This is a genomic window from Brenneria populi (assembly GCF_036016195.1).
In the GTDB taxonomy this organism is placed as follows: domain Bacteria; phylum Pseudomonadota; class Gammaproteobacteria; order Enterobacterales; family Enterobacteriaceae; genus Brenneria; species Brenneria populi.
Map to the genome: position 1 here is coordinate 173842 of NZ_JAYWTM010000001.1, position 19934 is coordinate 193775.

Genomic DNA, 19934 nt, shown 5'->3' on the forward strand with positions numbered 1-19934 from the left:
CGGCGGCGATCGTCCGTAACGGCGGAAAAGTGAGGCGCCGATCAAATTTTTTGCGCGCAGGCGGTTGATAAAACTATCGCCGCGCATCGGAGTTCGTTGGAAAAATCAAACAACACGCTGTTGTTTCAGACCGTTGACAACGTGGTCATTTACCGTCCACTGCCCAATTCGTCATTCCTGCGCAGGCAGGAATCTTTCTGATATCAACGCATTATCTGAATAACAGATCCTCGCCTGCGCGGGGATAGCGGCGGGTTTACGCCGCCAGCGTATGCTGCGCCATATTGCCTAACAGGGTATGGATAAACTCGATACGCTGCGGGCGGGAACTTAAGTCCTTGATGAATTTCAGGCGCGTCGGTCCGTCCAGGCGGTAAACGCCGGGGTTATGCTGAAGCAGCCCGATCAGGTGGGTCGGATCGACGCGGTTCTGCTCGCTGAACTCGATAAACCCGCCTTTTTCATGGCCCTCGATGCGTTTTATGCCCAACTGCTGGGCCTGCTGACGCAGTTCGGCCACCTGCAGCAGATAGCGGGCGGCGTCCGGCAGCAGCCCGAAGCGGTCGATGAGCTCCACCTTAAGCTCTTCCAGTTCGTGCGCTTGTCTGGCGCTGGCGATGCGTTTGTAGAAAGAGAGCCGGGTATTGACGTCGGGAATAAACTCTTCCGGCAGCAGCGCGGGCAGGCGCAGTTCCACTTCCGTCTGGCTGCTGATCAGATCTTCCAGCGAGGGTTCGCGCCCTGCCTTCAGCGCTTCGACGGCGCTTTCCAGCAATTCCATATACAGCGAGAAGCCCACGCTGGTCATCTGTCCGCTCTGGTCTTCGCCCAGCAGTTCGCCGGCGCCGCGAATTTCCAGATCGTGGGTGGCGAGCGCAAAGCCCGCGCCCAAATCCTCCAGCGAGGCGATGGCTTCCAGCCGTTTATGCGCGTCGCCGCTCATCGCTTTGGGATTCGGCGTCAGCAGATAGGCGTAGGCCTGATGGTGCGAACGTCCGACGCGGCCGCGCAACTGGTGCAGCTGCGCCAGCCCGAAATGGTCGGCGCGTTCGATGATGATGGTATTGGCGCTGGGAATATCGATGCCGGTTTCGATAATGGTGGTGCACACCAGTACGTTGAAACGCTGGTGATGGAAATCATTCATCACCCGTTCCAGATCGCGCTCGCGCATCTGGCCGTGGCCGATGGTCATCCGCGCCTCGGGCACCAGTTCGGCGAGCCGCTGAGTGGCTTTCTCAATATTCTCCACATCGTTGTAGAGATAGTAAACCTGACCGCCGCGCAGAATTTCGCGCAGGATGGCCTCGCGCACCACCAGATCGTCATATTCCCGCACAAAGGTTTTCACCGCCAGACGGCGGGCGGGCGGCGTGGCGATAATCGACAGATCGCGCATGCCGCTCATCGCCATATTCAGCGTACGCGGGATCGGCGTAGCGGTCAGCGTGAGGATATCCACATTGGCGCGCATGGCTTTGATCCGCTCTTTATGACGCACGCCGAAGCGGTGCTCTTCGTCCACAATCAGCAGACCCAAATCGCGCCAGCGCACATCGCTTTGCAGCAGCTTGTGCGTGCCGATAAGAATATCGATCTTGCCTTCTCGGGTTTCTTCCATGATTTGCGTCTGCTCGCGGGCGCTGCGAAAGCGGGAGAGCATGCCGATTTTGATCGGCCAGTTGGCGAAGCGGTCGCGGAAGTTGTCGTAATGCTGCTGGGCCAGCAGGGTGGTGGGAACCAGCACCGCCACCTGCTTATGGTTCTCTACCGCCAGGAAGGCGGCGCGCATGGCGACCTCGGTTTTACCGAAGCCGACGTCGCCGCACACCAGTCGATCCATCGCCAGCGGCTGACACATATCGCTGAGTACGGCGTTGATCGCCTGGGCCTGGTCGGGCGTGGTTTCAAACGGAAAGCTGGCGCAGAAATGCTGATACTGCTCTTTGTCGTGCTTGAAAGCAAAGCCGCTTTTCGCGGCGCGCTGCGCATAAACGTCCAGCAGCTCGGCCGCCACATCGCGCACCTTCTCGGCGGCTTTCTGCCGCGCGCGCGACCAGGCGTCGCCCCCCAGCTTGTGCAGCGGGGCGCTTTCGTCCGCGCCGCCGGCATAACGGCTGATCAGGTGCAGGGAAGAGACCGGCACGTAAAGCTTATCTTCTCCGGCGTAGGTTAGAATCAGATACTCGGCCTTGATGCCGCCCGCCTCCAGCGTGGTTAGGCCGGCGTAGCGGCCGACGCCGTGCTCAAGGTGCACCACCGGCTGGCCTGGACGCAGCTCCGCCAGGTTGCGGATCAGCGTATCGGTGTTGATCGCGCGCCGATTATCCTGCCGCCGCCGGCTGACGCGCTCGCCCAACAGGTCGCTTTCGCAAATCAGCGCCCGCTGGCGCAGGGTATCGATAAAACCGTGTTCGCTGGCGCCGATAGTCAGGTAGGCGCCGCGTTTTTGCGCCTGATCCAGGCGGCCGATCGGCGTGGGCTGCAGCTTGATGCTCGCCAGCAGCTCTTGCAGCGTTTCGCGTCGGCCTTCGCTTTCGACGGAGAAAATAATCTGACCGTCAAACTGTTCGATAAAACGGCGCAGGGGATCCAGCGGCGATTTCAACTGGTGTTGAACGGCCAGATCGGGCAAGGACCGGTAGCCCAGATTATGGTTGGCGGCCTTGTCCGGCAGGGTGTCGGCGCGCAGCTGGACGCGCGGCCACGCCTTCAGCTCGGAGAACAGGCCGTCGACGCGCAGCCATAACGCTTCCGGCGGCAGCAGCGGACGCATGGGGTCGACCCGCCGGCTTTCGAAACGCTGCTGAATATCCTGCCAGAAACGTTCGGCGCCCTGTTCTATATCGCCGGTATTCACCACCAGCGTGTGCTCGGGGAAGTAGCTGAACAGCGACGGCAGCGGCCGATCGAAAAACAGCGGCTGCCAGTATTCAATGCCCGCGGGCCAGGCGCTTTTGCTCACCTGCTGGTACAGGTGCTCCGCGTCCCGGCGCACCTCAAAGCGTTCGCGCCACTGGCTGCGGAACAGCTCAATGGCGTTTTTGTCGGTGGGAAACTCGTGGGCGGGCAGCAAATTGATCAGCGGCACTTCGTTCAACGTCCGCTGGGTGTCCACATCAAACAGCCGCAGGCTATCGATTTCATCGTCAAAAAAATCGATGCGGTAGGGCTCTTCGCTTCCCATCGGGAACAGATCCAGCAGCGCGCCGCGGGTGGCGAACTCTCCGTGCTCCATCACCTGATCGACGCTGCGATAGCCCGCCTGTTCCAGCTGCGTGCGCAGCTTGTCGCGCGACAGCCGCTGGCCTTTTTTCAGCATCAGGGCGTGGCCGTGTAAAAAATTGTGCGGACAGACCCGCTGCATCAGGGTGTTGATCGGCAGAATCAGCACCCCTCGCTCCATCAGCGGCAGCTGATACAGGGTGGCGAGCCGGTTGGAAATGATCTCCTGATGCGGAGAGAAACTGTCGTAAGGCAGGGTTTCCCAGTCGGACAGCGTGGTAACGGGTTGTTGCGTAAATTGCTGAATTTCATCGCGAAGACGTAAAGCGTTCTGCATATCCGGGGCGATAAGAATAACCAGCCCGGCATGGCGCTCAATAATTTCCGCGCACTCCACGGCGCAGGCCGCGCCGGTTAATTGCCCCAGCAGGCGTTGCTCGCCCGATTTCAGCGGCAACGAATAACGATATTTTTCAGGCATAATCTGATTGTCAGGTCTCGATCCCGCTATCCGCTAAGAAAAAGCCGGAGAGTTAGGGTGTTAGGGTTCCATAAAGCGGTACTACCCTTTATTATCCTTGAACACTTTGCTTTGGCAACCTCATCCAGACGGATTTCATGTATCAACCTGTCGCACTATTCATCGGCCTGCGCTATATGCGCGGCCGGGCATCAGACCGCTTCGGGCGGTTTGTCTCCTGGTTATCGGCTATCGGCATCACGCTCGGCGTGATGGCGCTGGTAACCGTCCTGTCGGTTATGAACGGTTTCGAGCGTGAATTGGAGAACAACATCCTGGGGCTGATGCCGCAGGCGCTGATCTCCGCCACGCAAGGCTCGCTCGATCCGCAAACCCATCCCGCATCGTCGCTCGATGCGCTGCGCGGCGTGAAACGCCTGGCGCCGCTCACCACCGGCGACGTGGTGCTGCAAAGCGCGCGCAGCGTCGCGGTCGGCGTCATGCTGGGCGTCACCCCCGATGAGCCGGAACCGCTGGCGCGCTACCTGGTGAATGTGTCGCAGCGGCAGCTCCAGCCGGGGCAATATCAGATCATCCTCGGCGAGCAACTGGCCTCGCAGCTGGGCGTTAAAGCGGGCGATGCGCTGCGGCTGATGGTGCCGAGCGCCAGCCAGCTAACGCCGATGGGACGTATTCCCAGCCAGCGTATCTTCACCGTCGCCGGGACGTTCGCCGCCAATAGCGAGGTGGACGGCTACCAACTGTTGGTCAACCAGCAGGACGCCTCGCGGCTGATGCGCTACCCGTCCGGCAATATCACCGGCTGGCGGCTATGGCTCGACCAGCCGCTGGCGGTCGATGAGCTGAGCGAACAAACGCTGCCGGAAGGGCTGGTCTGGAAAGATTGGCGCGAGCGCAAAGGCGAGCTTTTCCAGGCGGTGCGGATGGAAAAAAATATGATGGGGCTGCTGCTGAGCCTGATCGTCGCGGTCGCGGCCTTCAATATTATTACGTCGTTAGGGCTGCTGGTGATGGAGAAGCAGGGCGAGGTCGCCATTCTGCAAACCCAGGGGCTGAGTCAGCGCCAGATTATGGCGGTGTTTATGGCGCAGGGCGGGAGCGCCGGGATTATCGGCGCCCTGTTGGGCGCGACGCTGGGCGCGTTGCTGGCCAGCCAGTTGAATACGCTGATGCCGGCGCTCGGATTATTGCTGGACGGCGCCGCGCTGCCGGTGGCGATAGAGCCGCTGCAGGTGACCGTCATCGCCGTCGCGGCGATGGCGATCGCCCTCCTGTCCACCCTGTATCCGTCCTGGCGCGCCGCCGCCGTTCAACCTGCCGAGGCTTTACGTTATGAGTGATTTACCGTTATTGCAGTGCGATAACCTGTGCAAACGCTATCAGGAAGGCAAATTGTCGACGGATGTGCTGCGCAACGTCTCTTTTGAGATGCGCGGCGGAGAGATGATGGCGATCGTCGGCAGCTCGGGGTCGGGAAAAAGCACCTTACTGCATCTATTAGGCGGCCTGGACTCGCCGACCTCCGGCGAGGTGATCTTTAAAGGCCAAAAAATGAGCCGGCTCTCGGCGGCGGATAAATCGGCGTTGCGCAACCGTGAACTGGGCTTTATCTATCAGTTCCACCATCTGCTGCCGGATTTCACCGCGCTGGAAAACGTGGCCATGCCGCTGCTGATCGGCCGGGTTCCGGCGGCGCAGGCGCAGGAGAAAGCGCGGGAAATGCTGGCGGCGGTAGGGCTGGAAGCGCGCAGCCAGCACCGCTCGGCGGAGCTTTCCGGCGGGGAGCGTCAGCGCGTCGCCATCGCCCGCGCGCTGGTGAACAGCCCTTCGCTGGTGCTGGCGGACGAGCCGACCGGCAATCTGGATCAGCGTACGGCGGATACGATTTTCGAACTGCTGGGCGAACTGAATGTTCGTCAGGGCACGGCGTTTCTGGTGGTCACCCATGATTTACAGCTGGCCGGGCGCCTGAGCCGCCAGTTGGAAATGCGCGATGGTCGGCTGCAGCAGGAGCTGACGTTGATGGGAGCGCCGCGATGAAATTTCCCCCGCTTTCGCTGCTGATTGGGCTGCGCTTTAGCCGCGGCCGTCGGCGCGGCGGTATGGTTTCGCTGATTTCGGTTATCTCGACGGTGGGGATCGCGCTGGGCGTGGCGGTGCTGATCGTCGGTTTAAGCGCGATGAACGGTTTTGAACGCGAGTTGAATAATCGGATTCTGGCGGTGGTTCCCCACGGCGAGGTCGAACCGGTCAACCAGCCGTTCGTCGGCTGGCGGAATATGCTGCCGAAAATTGAACAGGTGCCGGGGGTGGCCGCCGCCGCGCCCTATATCAACTTCACCGGACTGCTGGAAAACGGCGCCAATCTGCGGGCCATTCAGATAAAAGGCGTGGATCCGCAACAGGAGAGCGAACTCAGCGCGCTGCCGCGTTTTGTGATCAATGACGCCTGGGCGCGTTTTCATGCCGGCGAGCAGCAGGTGGTTATCGGCCAGGGCGTGGCCAAGGCGCTGAACGTCAACGAAGGCGATTGGGTCACCGTGATGATCCCCAATAGCGACCCGCAGATGAAGCTGATGCAGCCGAAGCGCATCCGCCTTCACGTCAGCGGTATTTTACAGCTTAGCGGCCAGCTCGATCACAGCCTGGCGCTGGTGCCCCTGGCGGATGCCCAGCAATATCTGGATATGGGCGACAGCGTTACCGGCATCGCCATCAAGGCCGCCGATGTCTTTAGCGCCAATAGGCTGGTGCGCAGCGCGGGCGAGGCGACCAACGACTATGTGCGCATCCGCAGCTGGATCGGCACCTACGGCTATATGTACCGGGATATCCAGATGGTGCGCACCATTATGTATCTGGCGATGATCCTGGTGATCGGCGTGGCCTGTTTTAATATTGTTTCCACGCTGGTGATGGCGGTGAAGGACAAAAGCGGCGATATCGCCGTGCTGCGCACGCTGGGCGCGCCGGACGGGCTGATTCGCGCCATATTCGTCTGGTATGGCCTGCTGGCCGGGCTTTTGGGCAGCGTGATCGGCGTGGTCGCGGGGGTGCTGGCGACCCTGCAACTGACCAACATTGTGCGCGGCATCGAAACGATAACCGGTCATCGTTTTTTATCGGGCGATATCTATTTTATCGATTTTCTGCCGTCGGAATTGCATGCGATCGATGTCGCCAGCGTGCTGATGACGGCGCTGCTGCTGAGCCTGATAGCCAGTTGGTATCCGGCGCGGCGCGCCAGCCGGATCGATCCCGCGCGCGTATTAAGCGGTCAGTAACCTTTTAGATACGCTAAATAATTCGAGTTGCAGGAAAGCCAACGCACAGGCAACTTGAAGTATGATGAGTATACTCACCGTTATGCCAGCGGATTATTTATTAAGGGGCGGCCATGTATTACGGTTTTGACGTCGGCGGCACGAAAATCGAACTGGGCGTATTCGACGCCGGGCTGAACAAAGTCTGGCAAAAACGGGTTCCCACGCCGCGCCATAGCTATGAAACCCTGCTGAATACGCTGGTCGAGCTGACCGCAGAGGCCGATGCGCAGGTCGGGACGCAAGGCCATATCGGCATCGGCGTGCCGGGTATCCAGACGGGCGATAACGGCGCGCTGTTTACCGCGAATTTACCCGCGGCGATGGGGCGGCCGTTGGCTCAGGATTTGAACCGGCTGCTGCGACGCGAGATCCGCATCAACAATGACGCCAACTGCTTCGTGCTGTCGGAGGCCTGGGATGCGGAGTTCCGCGCTTACCCGGTGGTGCTGGGCATGATTCTGGGCACCGGCGTGGGCGGCGGGCTGGTGGTCAACGGGCGGCCGGTGGGCGGCCGCAACGGCATGGCGGGGGAGATCGGCCACCTGCGGTTGCCGTGCGACGCGCTGGCGATCCTGGGCGACGATATCCCGCGCGTTAAGTGCGGCTGCGGGCAGACGGGCTGCATTGAGAATTATATTTCAGGCCGCGGATTCGAGTGGCTTTACGCGCATTTTTATCAACAGACGCTGCCGGCGGTCACCATTATCAGGCACTATCGCGCGGGCGACGCCGACGCGCTGGCGTTCGTCGATCGCTTTATGGATCTGCTGGCCGCCTGCCTGGGCAACCTGTTAACCCTTATCGACCCCCATCTGCTGGTGCTGGGCGGGGGATTGTCGAATTTTGATGAAATCTATCAAATATTACCCACCCGTTTGCCTGCGCATCTATTGCCCATCGCCAAACCGCCGCGCATCGCCAAGGCGCGTTATGGCGACGCCGGCGGCATTCGCGGCGCGGCTTTGCTACACTTAATGGATAAATAGCAGGAGCAGTTATGCATTCGCATCAACGATTAGGACGTTTTCAGAAAGGGAAACGAATGCGTCAGCAGCGTCTGCGGGCACGTATTTTCCACCGAGATTATCTGGCGGTAACCGAAGTGAAAAAACCTCGAGTTGTTGTGTTAACCGGCGCGGGCGTTTCCGCGGAGTCGGGCATTCGGACCTTTCGCGCCGCCGACGGCCTGTGGGAAGAGCACCGGGTCGAAGATGTGGCGACCCCGGAGGGGTTCCAACGCGATCCGCAGTTGGTGCAGGCCTTTTACAATGCACGCCGCCGCCAGCTGCAGCAGCCTGAAATCAAGCCCAACGCGGCGCATCTGGCGCTGGCCGAACTGGAGGCGTCGCTGGGGGATAATTTTTTACTCATTACGCAGAATATTGATAACCTGCACGAGCGCGCCGGCAGCCGGCGGGTGGTTCATATGCACGGCGAATTGCTGAAGGTTCGTTGCTGTCGTAGCGGACAGGTCGTTGACTGGACCGGGGATTTGTCGGTGGAAGATCGCTGCCACTGCTGCCAGTTTCCCGCGCCGCTGCGTCCGCATATCGTATGGTTCGGCGAAATGCCGCTGGAGATGAGCAACATCTATCAGGCGTTGGCGCAGGCCGATTATTTTATCGCCATCGGCACCTCAGGGCATGTTTACCCGGCCGCCGGATTTGTACAGGAAGCGCATGCGCACGGCGCCTATACGGTCGAACTGAATCTTGAACCCAGTCAGGTGGAAAGCCTGTTTGATGAAAAGATTTACGGTCCGGCCGGCAGCGTGGTGCCGGAGTTTGTCGACGGTTATCTGAATAAAAACAAAATCATCCGCTTTTAGGGCGGCCGGCGGCGCGTTCGCACTCGCATTCATTGACCTGATCGAAGGCGAAGGTCGCCGCGTGATTAAAGAAGCAGAATTCGCTCTCGCGGCACCGGGAGTGGCGTTCCGCCTCCTGCGGCGGAACGTTGCGCGCACGGCGCGCCCGCAGGATGATACGTCGGAAAAGCGTTAGCATCGTTTCCCCCTCGCTGAAATCCGCTGCGAAGCGTTGGCCGTCCGAGATACCCAAAATAATTCGAGCTCCATGGATGGCGCGAGTAACAAAGCCAACGCATCTGCAGCTTGAACGATGAAGGGCATAATGAATAAGAATCATTCCCGTATCAATAAGCGTAGCCGAGATTGCGCCGATAGCGGAATGACAAATGTCAAAATAGGCCCGGCATCGGATGAAAGCGCCAGGGGCGGGCGATGGTTCGGCAGAGAAATACCTGGATCAATCCGCCCGAACTTTTTCCCCTGCCTGACATAAAATAGTGAAAAATTATATCATCTGATTGTTTGTCAACAGTCTGAGGCTATGCCTCTCTTTTTCTTGTGGTAAATGGAATGGGAATACTTTGACTGCGGGATATGGCGAATTAACACGGCGGCAGCGTATTTACGATCGCCGGCGGCTGACGCTGTTGGCCGCGCTAGCCCTCTTTACGCTGATGCTGGGGCTGTGCGCGGGCGAGCGCTGGATCTGGCCGTCAGACTGGCTGGATGAAGCGCAGCGGATCTTTATCTGGCAGTTGCGTTTACCCAGAACGCTGGCGGTCATGCTGGTGGGCGCCAGCCTGGCGATGTCCGGCGCCGTCATGCAGTCGATATTCGATAACCCGCTGGCGGAGCCGGGGCTGCTTGGCGTCGCCAACGGCGCGGGCGTGGCGCTGGTGCTCGCGGTGTTGATCGGACAGGGCGCGCTGCCGGTCTGGGCCTTGAGCCTGAGCGCTATCGCCGGCGCGCTGCTGATCACCTTTTTGCTGCTGGGTTTCGCCCGCAAACATGTTTCCAACGCGCGTCTGCTGCTGATTGGCGTTTCGTTGGGGATTATCTGTAGCGCGGTTATGACCTGGGCGGTCTACTTCAGCACCAGTCTGGATTTACGCCAGCTTATGTACTGGATGATGGGCGGGTTCAGCGGTATCGACTGGCGTCACGCCTGGCTGCTGCTGGCGCTGGCGCCGTTTATCCTGTGGCTGGGCGGGCAGGGAAATGCGCTCAACCGGCTGGCGCTGGGCGAGGTGCAGGCCCGTCAATTGGGCGTATCGGTTTATTATTGGCGCAGCGTGCTGGTCTTGGCGGTCGGCGTGTTAGTCGGCGTGAGCGTGGCGCTGGCGGGCGTGATCGGCTTTGTCGGCCTGATTATTCCGCATATGCTGCGGCTGTGCGGCCTAACCGATCAGCGTTACCTATTAACCGGTTGCGCGCTGGCCGGCGGTTCGCTTTTGATGCTGGCTGACACCGTGGCGCGGGTGGCGCTCGCTTCCTCCGAGCTGCCGATTGGCGTGGTTACCGCTACGCTGGGCGCGCCGTGGTTTATCTGGCTGCTGTTGCGTAACAGGATTTAGCGCGACCGGCGGCCATCATTCCATAGGGTAAAAGGATCGAGACGATGAGTAATGAAATCTATGGCATTGCGCTGAAAACCATCGACGGACAACCGGCCACGCTTGAGCCCTATCGGGGAAAAGTGGCGTTAATCGTCAATGTGGCGTCGAAATGCGGCCTGACCAAGCAATATGACGCGTTGGAGAAGCTCTACGAAACTTATCGCGATCGGGGTTTTGTGGTTTTGGGCTTCCCCTCCAATGAGTTCGCCGGGCAAGAGCCGGGCAGCGAAGCGGAGATTCAGGCGTTTTGCCGCGCGACGTTCGGCGTGCAGTTTCCGATGTTCAGTAAAATCGAAGTCAACGGCGCGAACCGCCATCCGCTGTACCAGCTTTTGATCCGCGAGCGGCCTAAAGCGACCGGTTCGCTGCTGAGCGGATTTTACGCCCGGCTGGTCAATAAAGGGCGCAAGCCGGCCCGTCCGGAAGATATCTTGTGGAATTTCGAAAAATTCCTGATTTCCCGCGACGGTCAGGTGATTGGGCGCTTCGCCCCGGATATCGTCCCCGATGATTCGAGCGTCGTCACTGCGCTAAAAGCGGCGTTGGAGCGGTAATTGACTCCGGCGTCTCTTCCCTTGCTGCGACTGCGCCAGGCCGGCGTCTCTCCCCGTCTCGCCCCGGTCGATGCCGAATGCCCGCGCGGCCGACTGCTGCATATTATCGGCCCGAACGGCGCGGGGAAAAGCACCCTGTTGGCCAGAATCGCGGGCATGCTGACCGGCGAGGGCGAGGTCTATCTGTCCGGCCGGCGGCTGGCGGATTGGGACGCGCGGGATCTGGCCCTGCACCGGGCCTACCTGTCTCAGCAGCAGCCGCCGGCGGCGATGATGCCGGTGTTTCAGTATCTGCGCCTGCATCAGCCGGCGACGGCCGGCGAGGCGGCGAGCGGCGAGGTCGTCGGCTTTCTGGCTGAAAGGCTGATGCTGGCCGACAAACTATCGCGCGCGCTTACCCGGCTGTCCGGCGGCGAGTGGCAGCGCGTCAGGCTTGCCGCCGCGCTGCTGCAAATCTGGCCGGCGGCCAATCCCCATGCCCGCCTGCTTCTGCTGGATGAACCGGCCAACAGCCTGGACATTGCGCAGCAGGCCGCCCTGGATCGGCTGCTGCACGCGTTATGCCAGTCCGGCGTAACGGTGATTGTCTGCGCGCACGATCTGAACCATACACTGCAACATGCCGACCTCGTTTGGCTGATGCGCGACGGAGCGCTGGCGGCGCAGGGCGATACCGCCCGCGTCATGCAGCCGGAAACGCTGTCGTCGGTCTTCGGCGTCGATTTTCAGCGCAGCCGCGTCGACGGGCGGGACTGGGTGACAATCCGCCGCCCCTGAATGCGCCGGCGCAAATTAGGAAAAATCGGCTTTACTTGCCAGCCGTCCCCTTTCAACGCTAGATTAAGCGCATATATCCCATCTGATAGATACTAACCGGCGATTTCGGGTAAAAACATGATGCGTTTAAGGCATGTATTGGTGTTGGCGATCCTGATATTGGCGGGGTGCAGCAGTCATAAAAACCCGCCGCCGAATCCGCGCCTGAGCGATTCGATTATGGTTGTGGCGCAGCTAAACGATCAGCTTAATCAATGGTATCGGACGCCCTATCGCTATGGCGGCTTGGATCGCAACGGGGTAGATTGCTCGGGCTTTGTCTATTTGACCTTCCGCGACCGGTTCGGCATGCGCCTGCCGCGTTCGACCGAAGAGCAGACTACGTTGGGCGAACGGGTGGATCGCGACGCGCTGTTGCCCGGCGACCTGGTCTTTTTCAAGACGGGCAGCGGCGAAAGCGGTCTGCATGTAGGGATCTATGATAAAGACGATCGTTTTATTCACGCCTCCACCAGCCGCGGCGTCATCCGCTCATCGCTGAAAAACGTTTACTGGAAACGGGCCTATTGGCAGGCGCGACGTATCTGAAAGTTTTTTACCTCAATCGGTTCCCTCTCCCCCATAGACGTCAAGCGGCCGGATGCTTGAACAATGAGGGGATAGGGCGTGGAGCATCTATGTCCTCACTACGTTTACTTATCTCGGATTCCGTCGATCCCTGGTTCAATTTGGCCGTCGAAGAGTGCATTTTCAGGCAAATGCCGACGACGCAGCGGGTACTGTTTTTATGGCGTAACGCCGAGACCGTGGTGATCGGCCGGGCGCAGAATCCGTGGAAAGAGTGCAATACGCGCCGGATGGAAGAGGACGGCATCAGGCTGGCCCGGCGCAGCAGCGGCGGCGGGGCGGTATTTCACGATCTCGGCAATACCTGTTTTACCTTTATGACGGGTAAGCCAGAATATGATAAAAGCGTTTCAACCCACATCATTCTCAACGCGCTGGCGCAGAGGGGGATCAACGCCAGCGCTTCCGGCCGCAACGATCTGGTGATTGACACGGCGGACGGCAGCCGCAAGATATCGGGTTCCGCATATCGGGAAACCAGGGATCGCGGTTTCCATCACGGCACTCTGCTATTGAACGCCGACCTGAGCCGTTTAGCGGATTATCTCAATCCCGATGTGAAAAAACTGCAGGCCAAGGGCATTACCTCCGTACGCTCCCGGGTCGCCAATCTGGTCGAGCTACTGCCTTCCATCGATCATCAGCAGATCTGCCGGTCGGTGAGCGAGGCTTTTTTCGCTTATTACGGCGAACGTTGCGAGCCGGAAGCGATCTCCCCCACGGCGTTGCCGGACCTGCCGGGATTCGGCGAGCAGTTTGCCCGCCAGAGCAGTTGGGCGTGGAATTTCGGGCAGGCGCCGGACTTTACCCATCAGTTGGATAACCGCTTCGCTTGGGGCGGCGTCGAGCTGCATTTTGACGTTGCGCGCGGCGCTATCGCCCGCGCTCAGGCGTTTACCGATAGCCTAAATCCCGCTCCGCTGGAGGCGCTGGCCGCGGCGCTGAAGAATACGCCATATCGCCCGGAAAGTATGGCCGACCTTTGCCTGCGGCTGATTGACGCGTTTCCGGAACAGCAAAATGAATTACGGCAAACGGCGGACTGGCTGGCGCAAAGCGTGCGCTAATTATTTTTAACTCCCCGCCGCTATCCGCATCGGCCCTCTCTCCACGGAATAGGCCGCGGCGCGGTTCGAGATGCCCGTCCGTTAACGCGGGCAGGAGGCAAAAGACGGTATTTCGGCCGATTTTCGCCTGCCGCGCCGATTAAAGAGATAATAAAACTATCTTTTGGGATAGGTTCTTATTGTGTTTATGCACAAAGTGTATTGTCCTAGTCTATAAATCAAGCAAATGGCGATTTAGAGCTTATCCCGGGGTTAAAATGGCAAGCAAAATAGCCCTAATGGGATAGACTCTAACTGTCGCCTGACTTATGAACGACACGACATGCTTATTCGGTTAGATGTGGACTATGTGAGCGATTATGTTTTCTGGCCTATTTATAGCTTGGAAGGAAAGTTATTGGCCGTTGAAATGATAACGCGATTTAATAGCTTATTTGGCAATGCCAGTATCTTGCCCGATATTATTTTCAGCATGTTAACTAAATTGCAACATCACGATTTAATTAAAGAACAAATAAGCTTCATCAAGAGGAACGCCGCCTGGTTTACCCGTAATGACGTGCTGCTGGTGCTCAAGATCGATGATGAAATAGCAGATTTTTTAATGGAATCGGACGCGTTGCGTAATGAAATCGACAATCTGTTATTCATTGCATTAGAGATTAATGAGCTTTTTCCGAACTTATCCCAGGGGAGAGCAAACGAACGTATTGTTAAGTTAAGCGGCGCGTTTACGCTTTGGCTGGATAATTTCGGTTCGGGAAAAATTAATCTGAAGCCATTGAACGATGGGATCGTCAGCGTGGTGAAGATGGAGCAGAATTTTGTTTGGCATCTTTTATCCCGACCGGCGAAAAGCTCGATTATGGATCCGCTGCTGCGGGTTATCAGGAATAATTATCCAGTAAAGATTGTCGCCAAAGGCATCGATACTCCCGGGCATTTGGAAAAAGCCAGGCGGCTAACCATCGACGGGGTGCAAGGGGCGCTTTGTCCGGCGGTTCACTTTAACGAATTGAAAACAGAAACCGATTTTTTACCCGACATCATAGGGTAACGGCGCGCTCTCGGTATGCGCCGCTCGGCGCGGCGAAATCGCAATATCCCCATATTTTATCCGTATTTGTTTCCCGACGGCCGTTCTACACTCTATTCCAAGAGGAGAGAACATGGCGCAGAAACTGTCGTTCAGCAATCACTACCATCAGCAACTGCCGGGTTTCTACACCGAACTGAAACCTACGCCGCTTCAGGGCGCGCGCCTGCTTTATCACAGCCGGGAATTGGCGGATGAGCTCGGTCTGTCTCCCGCGTGGTTTACGCGCCGCTATGACGCCGTCTGGCGCGGCGAGGCGCTGCTGCCCGGAATGGCGCCGCTGGCGCAGGTCTATAGCGGTCATCAATTCGGCGCCTGGGCCGGGCAATTGGGCGATGGCCGCGGCATTCTGCTGGGCGAACAGCGGTTGGCGGACGGCCGCAGCATGGATTGGCATCTTAAGGGGGCGGGCCTGACGCCCTATTCGCGCATGGGAGACGGGCGCGCGGTGCTGCGTTCCGTTATCCGCGAATTTCTGGCGTCCGAGGCCATGTATCACCTGGGCATCCCCACTACGCGGGCGTTGACGGTGGTCACCAGCGAGCAGCCGATCCGGCGCGAACGGGAAGAGCCCGGCGCCATGCTGCTGCGCGTGGCGGAAAGCCATGTGCGCTTCGGCCATTTTGAGCATTTTTACTACCGCCGCGAGCCGGAAAAGGTGCGCCGGCTGGCGGATTTCGTTATCGCCCGCCACTGGCCGCAGTGGCGCGATGACGCGCGGCGCTATGCGCTATGGTTCGGCGATGTGGTTGAGCGCACCGCGCGGCTGATCGCCCGCTGGCAGGCCGTCGGCTTTGCCCACGGCGTGATGAATACCGACAATATGTCCATCCTCGGGTTAACCATCGATTACGGGCCGTTCGGATTTATGGATGATTACCAGCCGGAGTACATCTGTAATCATTCCGATCGCCAGGGGCGCTACGCATTCGAAAATCAGCCGGTGGTCGGGCTGTGGAATTTGCATCGTCTGGCGCAGTCGCTGTCGGGGCTGATGACGACGGAGGAGTTGGAAAGCGCGTTGGCGCGCTATGAACCGGCGCTGATGCGGCAATTCGGCGAACTGATGCGCGCCCGACTGGGGCTGTTCAGCGCCGACGCCGCCGATAACGATATTCTGGTGGGGCTGTTGACGCTGATGCGCCGGGAGCGCCGCGATTACACCCGCACGTTTCGCCTGCTGGCCTCGGTCGAGAAGCGCGACCCGGCCTCGCCGCTGCGCGACGAGTTTATCGATCGGCCGGCGTTCGACCACTGGTTTAGCGCCTATCGCCAACGCCTAATGCAGGAGCCGCAGGACGATGCCGAACGCCGGCGGCATATAAACGCGGCCAGTCCGAAATATATCCTGCGCAACTATTTGGCGCAGCAGGCTATCGAGCAGGCGGAAAAAGATGACGTCGGCGCGTTGGACCGGCTCTATCAGACGCTCTGTCAGCCTTACGCCGACCAGCCGGATAGAGACGATCTGGCGGCGCCGCCGCCGGAGTGGGGCAAGCATCTGGAAATTTCCTGCTCCAGCTGAAGCCCCTTCAACGACGTAGATAGACCTGCGGGAGCGGGTATTCGGGATGCGGAGCGACGCTCAGGTCGGCCTGATACCAGCGGGTGAGAATCTCTTCCCGCAGGACCTGTTCCGGCACCCCCTGCGCCACCAGCCTTCCTTCGTGCAGCAGTAAAATCCGGTCGGCATACAGGGCGGCCAGATTGAGATCGTGCAGCACGCAGCATACGGCCAGCGGTTGCCGGCGGGTCAGCTGTTTCAGCAGCCGCAGCAGATGCTGCTGATGATAGAGATCCAGCGCCGAGGTCGGTTCATCGAGAAACAGCCATCCCGGCGTCGGCAGCGGATGCCAGAGCTGGGCCAGCACGCGGGCCAGCTGCACCCGCTGCTGTTCGCCGCCGGAGAGGCGGCGATAATCCCGCAGCGCCAGGTCCGAACAGCCGGTTTGCGCCATGACGAGCCGGATAATATCGTCGTTTTGCCGCTCCCGTCCATAGGGCGCGCGCCCCATGGCAACCACATCCTGAACGCTGAACGCGAAGGCCACGCCGCTGTGCTGGCGCATCACCGCTCGCGTTTTCGCCAGGGCGGTCGGCGTCCATTGAGCTAACGGCTTACCGGCCAGCAGGCACTCGCCCCGGCTGGGCGTCAGATAGCCGGTCAGCAGGCGCAACAGCGTGGATTTCCCCGCCCCGTTGGGGCCGATGATCGCTACGATCTCGCCGCCGCGCACCTCCAGCGAAATATCCTGCGTCAGATATCGTCCGCCGGACTGGAAACACAGGCCGCGGGCGACCAGCGCGTTATTCATCACGGCGTTACTCATTTCCGCGCCCTTTGTGCTGTATGATTAGCCATAAGAAGTAGGGGCCGCCAATCAGACTGGTCAACAGCCCGACGGGCATCTCCGCCGGGGATAGCACCGTACGGGCCAGGGTATCGGCGATCAGCAGCAGGCAGGCGCCGCCCAGCGCCGAACCCGGAATAAGCACGCGGTGGTCGGCGCCCAGATGCATGCGAATCAGATGGGGAATAACCAGTCCGATAAAACCGATCACGCCGCTGACGGCGACGGAAACGCCCACCAGCAGCGAGCTTAGCAGCAGCAGAACGCGCTTGGTGCGCTTGACGTTGACGCCCAGATAGTGCGCCTCTTCATCGCCCAGCTGCAGCAGATTCAGGCGCGTGGTTTGATACAGGGTCGCGACGATCGCAGGAATCACCAGCGTCGCGGCCACCGTCAGCATCGGCCACTGCGCCTGCCCCAAACTTCCCATTCCCCACAGCGAAAACTGACGCAGCTGCTGATCGTTGCTGATGTAGGTTAATACACCGATGGCGGCCATGCATAAAGCGTTAAGCGCAATGCCCGCCAGCAGCAGCCGGGTTAATCCCCCCTGTTCGGAACGGCTCAGCATAAAAATCACCGCGGTAATCGCCAGGCTGCCGACAAACGCCGCCAGCATCGGGCCGTAGAGCGATAGCAGAGGGGGAAGACCGAGAGGCAGCACGATGGTTAACGCCACGCAGAGCGCGGCGCCGCTGCTGATCCCCAGCAGCCCGGGGTCGGCCAGCGGATTGCGGAATAACCCCTGCATGATGGCGCCGGAGCAGGCCAGCGCGCCGCCGACCAGTACCGCCAGCAGCACGCGCGGAAGGCGGATATTCAGCCAGACATGCCACAGCGGATCGTCAAACGGCAATTGCCGCAGGGTGTCGAAAGAGAGGGAGAGCGCGCCGAGATTCGTCGCGCACGCCATCAGCGCCAACAGCAACAGCAGCAGGCCGGCCAGCAGATAGCGCGGATGAAACCGTGGCGTCATTTTATCTGTTCCGCCGCCTGGCGGAGGGTCGCCATCAGGGCCGGCGTCTCCAGCGTAAAGCCGAGCATCGCCATATCATCCACCACCAGCAGGCGGTGGTTTTTCCCCGCCGGGGTTAATGCCAGCCCCGGTAATTTCCAGATTTGCTCTTCGCCGCCCAGACTCTTCAGCCCCATGGCGGAGATCAGCACCAGATCCGGCGCGCTGGCGACCACGCCCTCCTGCGATAACGGCTGATAGCGCTCGACGCCCTGCATGGCATTGCTCAGCCCGACGTGACGGATAATGGTATCCGCCGGCGTATTCTTTCCGGCGGCCATCGCGGTCATGCCGCCGTGGCTCAGAATGAAAAGCGCTTTAACCGGCAGCGGCGTCGAGGGCACGCCGGCCAACTTCTGCTGATACGTTTCAGTCAGCTTCTTGCCTTCCGCCTCTTTATGCAGCGCCTGAGCAATCACGCCAATCTTTTGCGCGACGGTTTCCGGCGCCGGTTTGGCCGGGACATGGATAACCTTGGTGCCGCTGTCGGCCACCTGCTGCAGTACCAGGGAAGGCTGCGACAGATCGCTGGCGATCACCAGCGAGGGGCGCATCGCCAAAATACCTTCGGTGTTGAGCTGGCGCATATACCCCACGTCGGGCAGTTTGGTTGCGGCGTCCGGATGAAGGCTGGTGCTGTCTCTGGCCACCAGGTCTTTCTCCGCGCCCAGCGCATAGATGATTTCAGTGACGTCTCCGCCGATGGAAACAATGCGCTCTGCGGCCGAAACGCTTAGCGGAAGCGCCATTAATAACGGAAGAATCCAGTTTTTCATGCGGCAAGATCCTTAAGCGGTTTCAGCGCGCCAATCTGGTCGCGCCACTGCTGCTGTTCCGGCGTGCCTTCGGTGCGTTGCCCGAATAGCTGGGCTATCTGCGTACCGTCCGCGGCGTACAGCTCCAGGCTGGTGACGACGCCGTCGGCGGTCGGCTTGCGCGTGACCCAGCTTTCGGCGATGGCGTTTTCAATCAGATGCAGGGTAAAGTCGCGATTAAAAATATTGATCCATTCGGCATGTTGTTCCATACGCTCCACACGCTCGATTTTTCCGGTGAAAATCTGCACGCAGCCGCGATTGCCGACAAAGACCATAATTTCGTTCTGCGCCTCTTTGGCGGCGAATAAAATTTGCCCCAGCGCCGCATTGTCGACCTGATAGGCCAGGTCGTCGCCGACGGCGCGGAACGCCTGCTGCCGGGTCAGGTTGTAGCGCCTCAGCAGCATGAAAAATTGGTGGACATCGGTCATGGCGCGCCATTCGGCTTCGAGCGCCGGGTTGTGCTCCGTCGCCGCGCTTGCGACCGCCGCGGCGGCCTGAGGGCGGATGACCAGCGCCGGATTTTCGCTAGCGGCAAATTGATCCACCAGTTGCAGCCAGGCCGGCATATCGGTGGCGTCGGTGACGTAGACTTTCAGGATGGCGTCGCCCTGATGGTCGAAAAACTGAATGCTGCGGCGTTCGCCGCGCGGCGAGGTCTCCACCAGCGAGAAGGCGGACGCCCACTGCTGCAGGAACAGGCGTAAATCCAGCTCGCGCGGATTAAGAATCAAACCGGCATGGCCGTCCAGATGCTGGTTGCGGTAGTCGCCGAGGTGCTCATGAACGGCATAGTCGTTGCGCGTGATGGATTTGGTGTTGCCCACCTGTTCCAAGGCGCTCAGCCAGGCTTTGGCGTCCCCCTGCAGACGCTGCGCGTCCTGTCCGACGCGCGCGTGCGCCAGTTCGGCTTCGCTAATCCCCAGCAGCCCGGCCAGATCGCGGGCATACTTACGCGGGTGCGCGTGTTTTGCCTGTAGGTATTGTTGGTAAATTGAGGTCTGCATGGTCGTTCCCTTATTCTTTGTCATCGTCACGGCATAATCAGAATCTAATGAGAATCATTTTCATGTAACAAAAAAGTTACATCAAGTGAAATTTTCTTAATCAACCGGCGATGCGTCGGGGGCCGTGCGGCGAATCAAAGAGGGGAGCGCGGCGAAGGGTTCTT

At 59.8% G+C, this 19934-nt stretch carries 18 protein-coding genes; 12 read left to right on the forward strand and 6 right to left on the reverse strand.

What is annotated here, in order from left to right:
• Window positions 1-256 precede the first annotated feature (256 nt).
• Window positions 257-3706, reverse strand: coding sequence for a transcription-repair coupling factor (gene mfd, locus VSX58_RS00835; RefSeq protein WP_327616376.1), 3450 nt, complete (start codon window positions 3704-3706; stop codon window positions 257-259).
• A 137-nt stretch (window positions 3707-3843) separates the two neighbouring features.
• Between mfd and lolC the strand changes: the two genes are divergently transcribed.
• The 5 genes from lolC (at window position 3844) to cobB (ending at window position 8860) form a co-directional block, all read left to right on the forward strand.
• Window positions 3844-5046, forward strand: coding sequence for a lipoprotein-releasing ABC transporter permease subunit LolC (gene lolC, locus VSX58_RS00840; RefSeq protein ID WP_327616377.1), 1203 nt, complete (start codon window positions 3844-3846; stop codon window positions 5044-5046).
• Window positions 5039-5746, forward strand: coding sequence for a lipoprotein-releasing ABC transporter ATP-binding protein LolD (lolD, locus tag VSX58_RS00845; RefSeq protein ID WP_327616378.1), 708 nt, complete (start codon window positions 5039-5041; stop codon window positions 5744-5746). Before lolC ends, lolD begins: the two co-directional genes overlap by 8 nt.
• Window positions 5743-6990 (forward strand): lipoprotein-releasing ABC transporter permease subunit LolE, encoded by a 1248-nt coding sequence (gene lolE, locus VSX58_RS00850; RefSeq protein WP_327616379.1) that lies wholly within the window; start codon window positions 5743-5745, stop codon window positions 6988-6990. Before lolD ends, lolE begins: the two co-directional genes overlap by 4 nt.
• Before the next feature lie 113 nt (window positions 6991-7103).
• Window positions 7104-8018 (forward strand): N-acetylglucosamine kinase, encoded by a 915-nt coding sequence (gene nagK / locus VSX58_RS00855; RefSeq protein ID WP_327614432.1) that lies wholly within the window; start codon window positions 7104-7106, stop codon window positions 8016-8018.
• A gap of 11 nt (window positions 8019-8029) precedes the next feature.
• The gene (cobB, locus tag VSX58_RS00860) at window positions 8030-8860 is read left to right on the forward strand and encodes a Sir2 family NAD+-dependent deacetylase (protein ID WP_327616380.1); all 831 of its coding nucleotides are present in this window, start codon (window positions 8030-8032) and stop codon (window positions 8858-8860) included.
• Here the strand turns inward: cobB and VSX58_RS00865 are convergent.
• The gene (locus VSX58_RS00865) at window positions 8847-9038 is read right to left on the reverse strand and encodes a hypothetical protein (protein ID WP_327616381.1); all 192 of its coding nucleotides are present in this window, start codon (window positions 9036-9038) and stop codon (window positions 8847-8849) included. The two genes, cobB and VSX58_RS00865, sit on opposite strands and share 14 nt — an antisense overlap.
• 385 nt (window positions 9039-9423) lie before the next feature.
• On the opposite strand from VSX58_RS00865, the gene btuC reads away from it, so the two are divergent.
• The 7 genes from btuC to VSX58_RS00900 all read left to right on the forward strand — a co-directional run bounded on the left by btuC (window position 9424) and on the right by VSX58_RS00900 (window position 16104).
• Complete coding sequence (btuC, locus tag VSX58_RS00870) at window positions 9424-10416, forward strand: vitamin B12 ABC transporter permease BtuC (protein ID WP_327616382.1); 993 nt, start codon at window positions 9424-9426, stop codon at window positions 10414-10416.
• Between the two features lie 44 nt (window positions 10417-10460).
• On the forward strand, window positions 10461-11012 hold the full coding sequence (locus VSX58_RS00875; RefSeq protein ID WP_327616383.1) for a glutathione peroxidase: 552 nt from the start codon (window positions 10461-10463) through the stop codon (window positions 11010-11012).
• Between the two features lie 21 nt (window positions 11013-11033).
• Window positions 11034-11789: a vitamin B12 ABC transporter ATP-binding protein BtuD gene (btuD, locus tag VSX58_RS00880; protein ID WP_327617035.1), complete on the forward strand. Its 756-nt coding sequence runs from the start codon at window positions 11034-11036 to the stop codon at window positions 11787-11789.
• Window positions 11790-11909: 120 nt separating this feature from the next.
• Window positions 11910-12377, forward strand: coding sequence for a C40 family peptidase (locus VSX58_RS00885; RefSeq protein ID WP_327614478.1), 468 nt, complete (start codon window positions 11910-11912; stop codon window positions 12375-12377).
• 89 nt (window positions 12378-12466) lie between these two features.
• The gene (locus tag VSX58_RS00890; protein ID WP_327616384.1) at window positions 12467-13483 is read left to right on the forward strand and encodes a lipoate--protein ligase A; all 1017 of its coding nucleotides are present in this window, start codon (window positions 12467-12469) and stop codon (window positions 13481-13483) included.
• 322 nt (window positions 13484-13805) lie between these two features.
• Window positions 13806-14540: an EAL domain-containing protein gene (locus VSX58_RS00895; RefSeq protein ID WP_327616385.1), complete on the forward strand. Its 735-nt coding sequence runs from the start codon at window positions 13806-13808 to the stop codon at window positions 14538-14540.
• 112 nt (window positions 14541-14652) lie between these two features.
• Window positions 14653-16104 carry a protein adenylyltransferase SelO gene (locus tag VSX58_RS00900; protein ID WP_327616386.1) on the forward strand — a complete coding sequence of 484 codons (1452 nt, stop codon included), beginning with the start codon at window positions 14653-14655 and terminating at the stop codon, window positions 16102-16104.
• A 7-nt stretch (window positions 16105-16111) separates the two neighbouring features.
• Here the strand turns inward: VSX58_RS00900 and VSX58_RS00905 are convergent, their stop codons facing one another.
• The 4 genes from VSX58_RS00905 to VSX58_RS00920 are packed head-to-tail and all read right to left on the reverse strand — an operon-like array spanning window position 16112 to window position 19770.
• Window positions 16112-16909 carry a heme ABC transporter ATP-binding protein gene (locus tag VSX58_RS00905; protein WP_327616387.1) on the reverse strand — a complete coding sequence of 266 codons (798 nt, stop codon included), beginning with the start codon at window positions 16907-16909 and terminating at the stop codon, window positions 16112-16114.
• Window positions 16902-17906, reverse strand: a complete 1005-nt coding sequence (locus VSX58_RS00910) for a FecCD family ABC transporter permease (protein ID WP_327616388.1) — start codon at window positions 17904-17906, stop codon at window positions 16902-16904. The genes VSX58_RS00905 and VSX58_RS00910 overlap by 8 nt, the downstream gene beginning before the upstream one ends.
• Window positions 17903-18721 (reverse strand): heme/hemin ABC transporter substrate-binding protein, encoded by an 819-nt coding sequence (locus VSX58_RS00915; protein WP_327616389.1) that lies wholly within the window; start codon window positions 18719-18721, stop codon window positions 17903-17905. Before VSX58_RS00915 ends, VSX58_RS00910 begins: the two co-directional genes overlap by 4 nt.
• Window positions 18718-19770: a hemin-degrading factor gene (locus VSX58_RS00920; protein ID WP_327616390.1), complete on the reverse strand. Its 1053-nt coding sequence runs from the start codon at window positions 19768-19770 to the stop codon at window positions 18718-18720. Before VSX58_RS00920 ends, VSX58_RS00915 begins: the two co-directional genes overlap by 4 nt.
• Window positions 19771-19934: the final 164 nt, after the last annotated feature.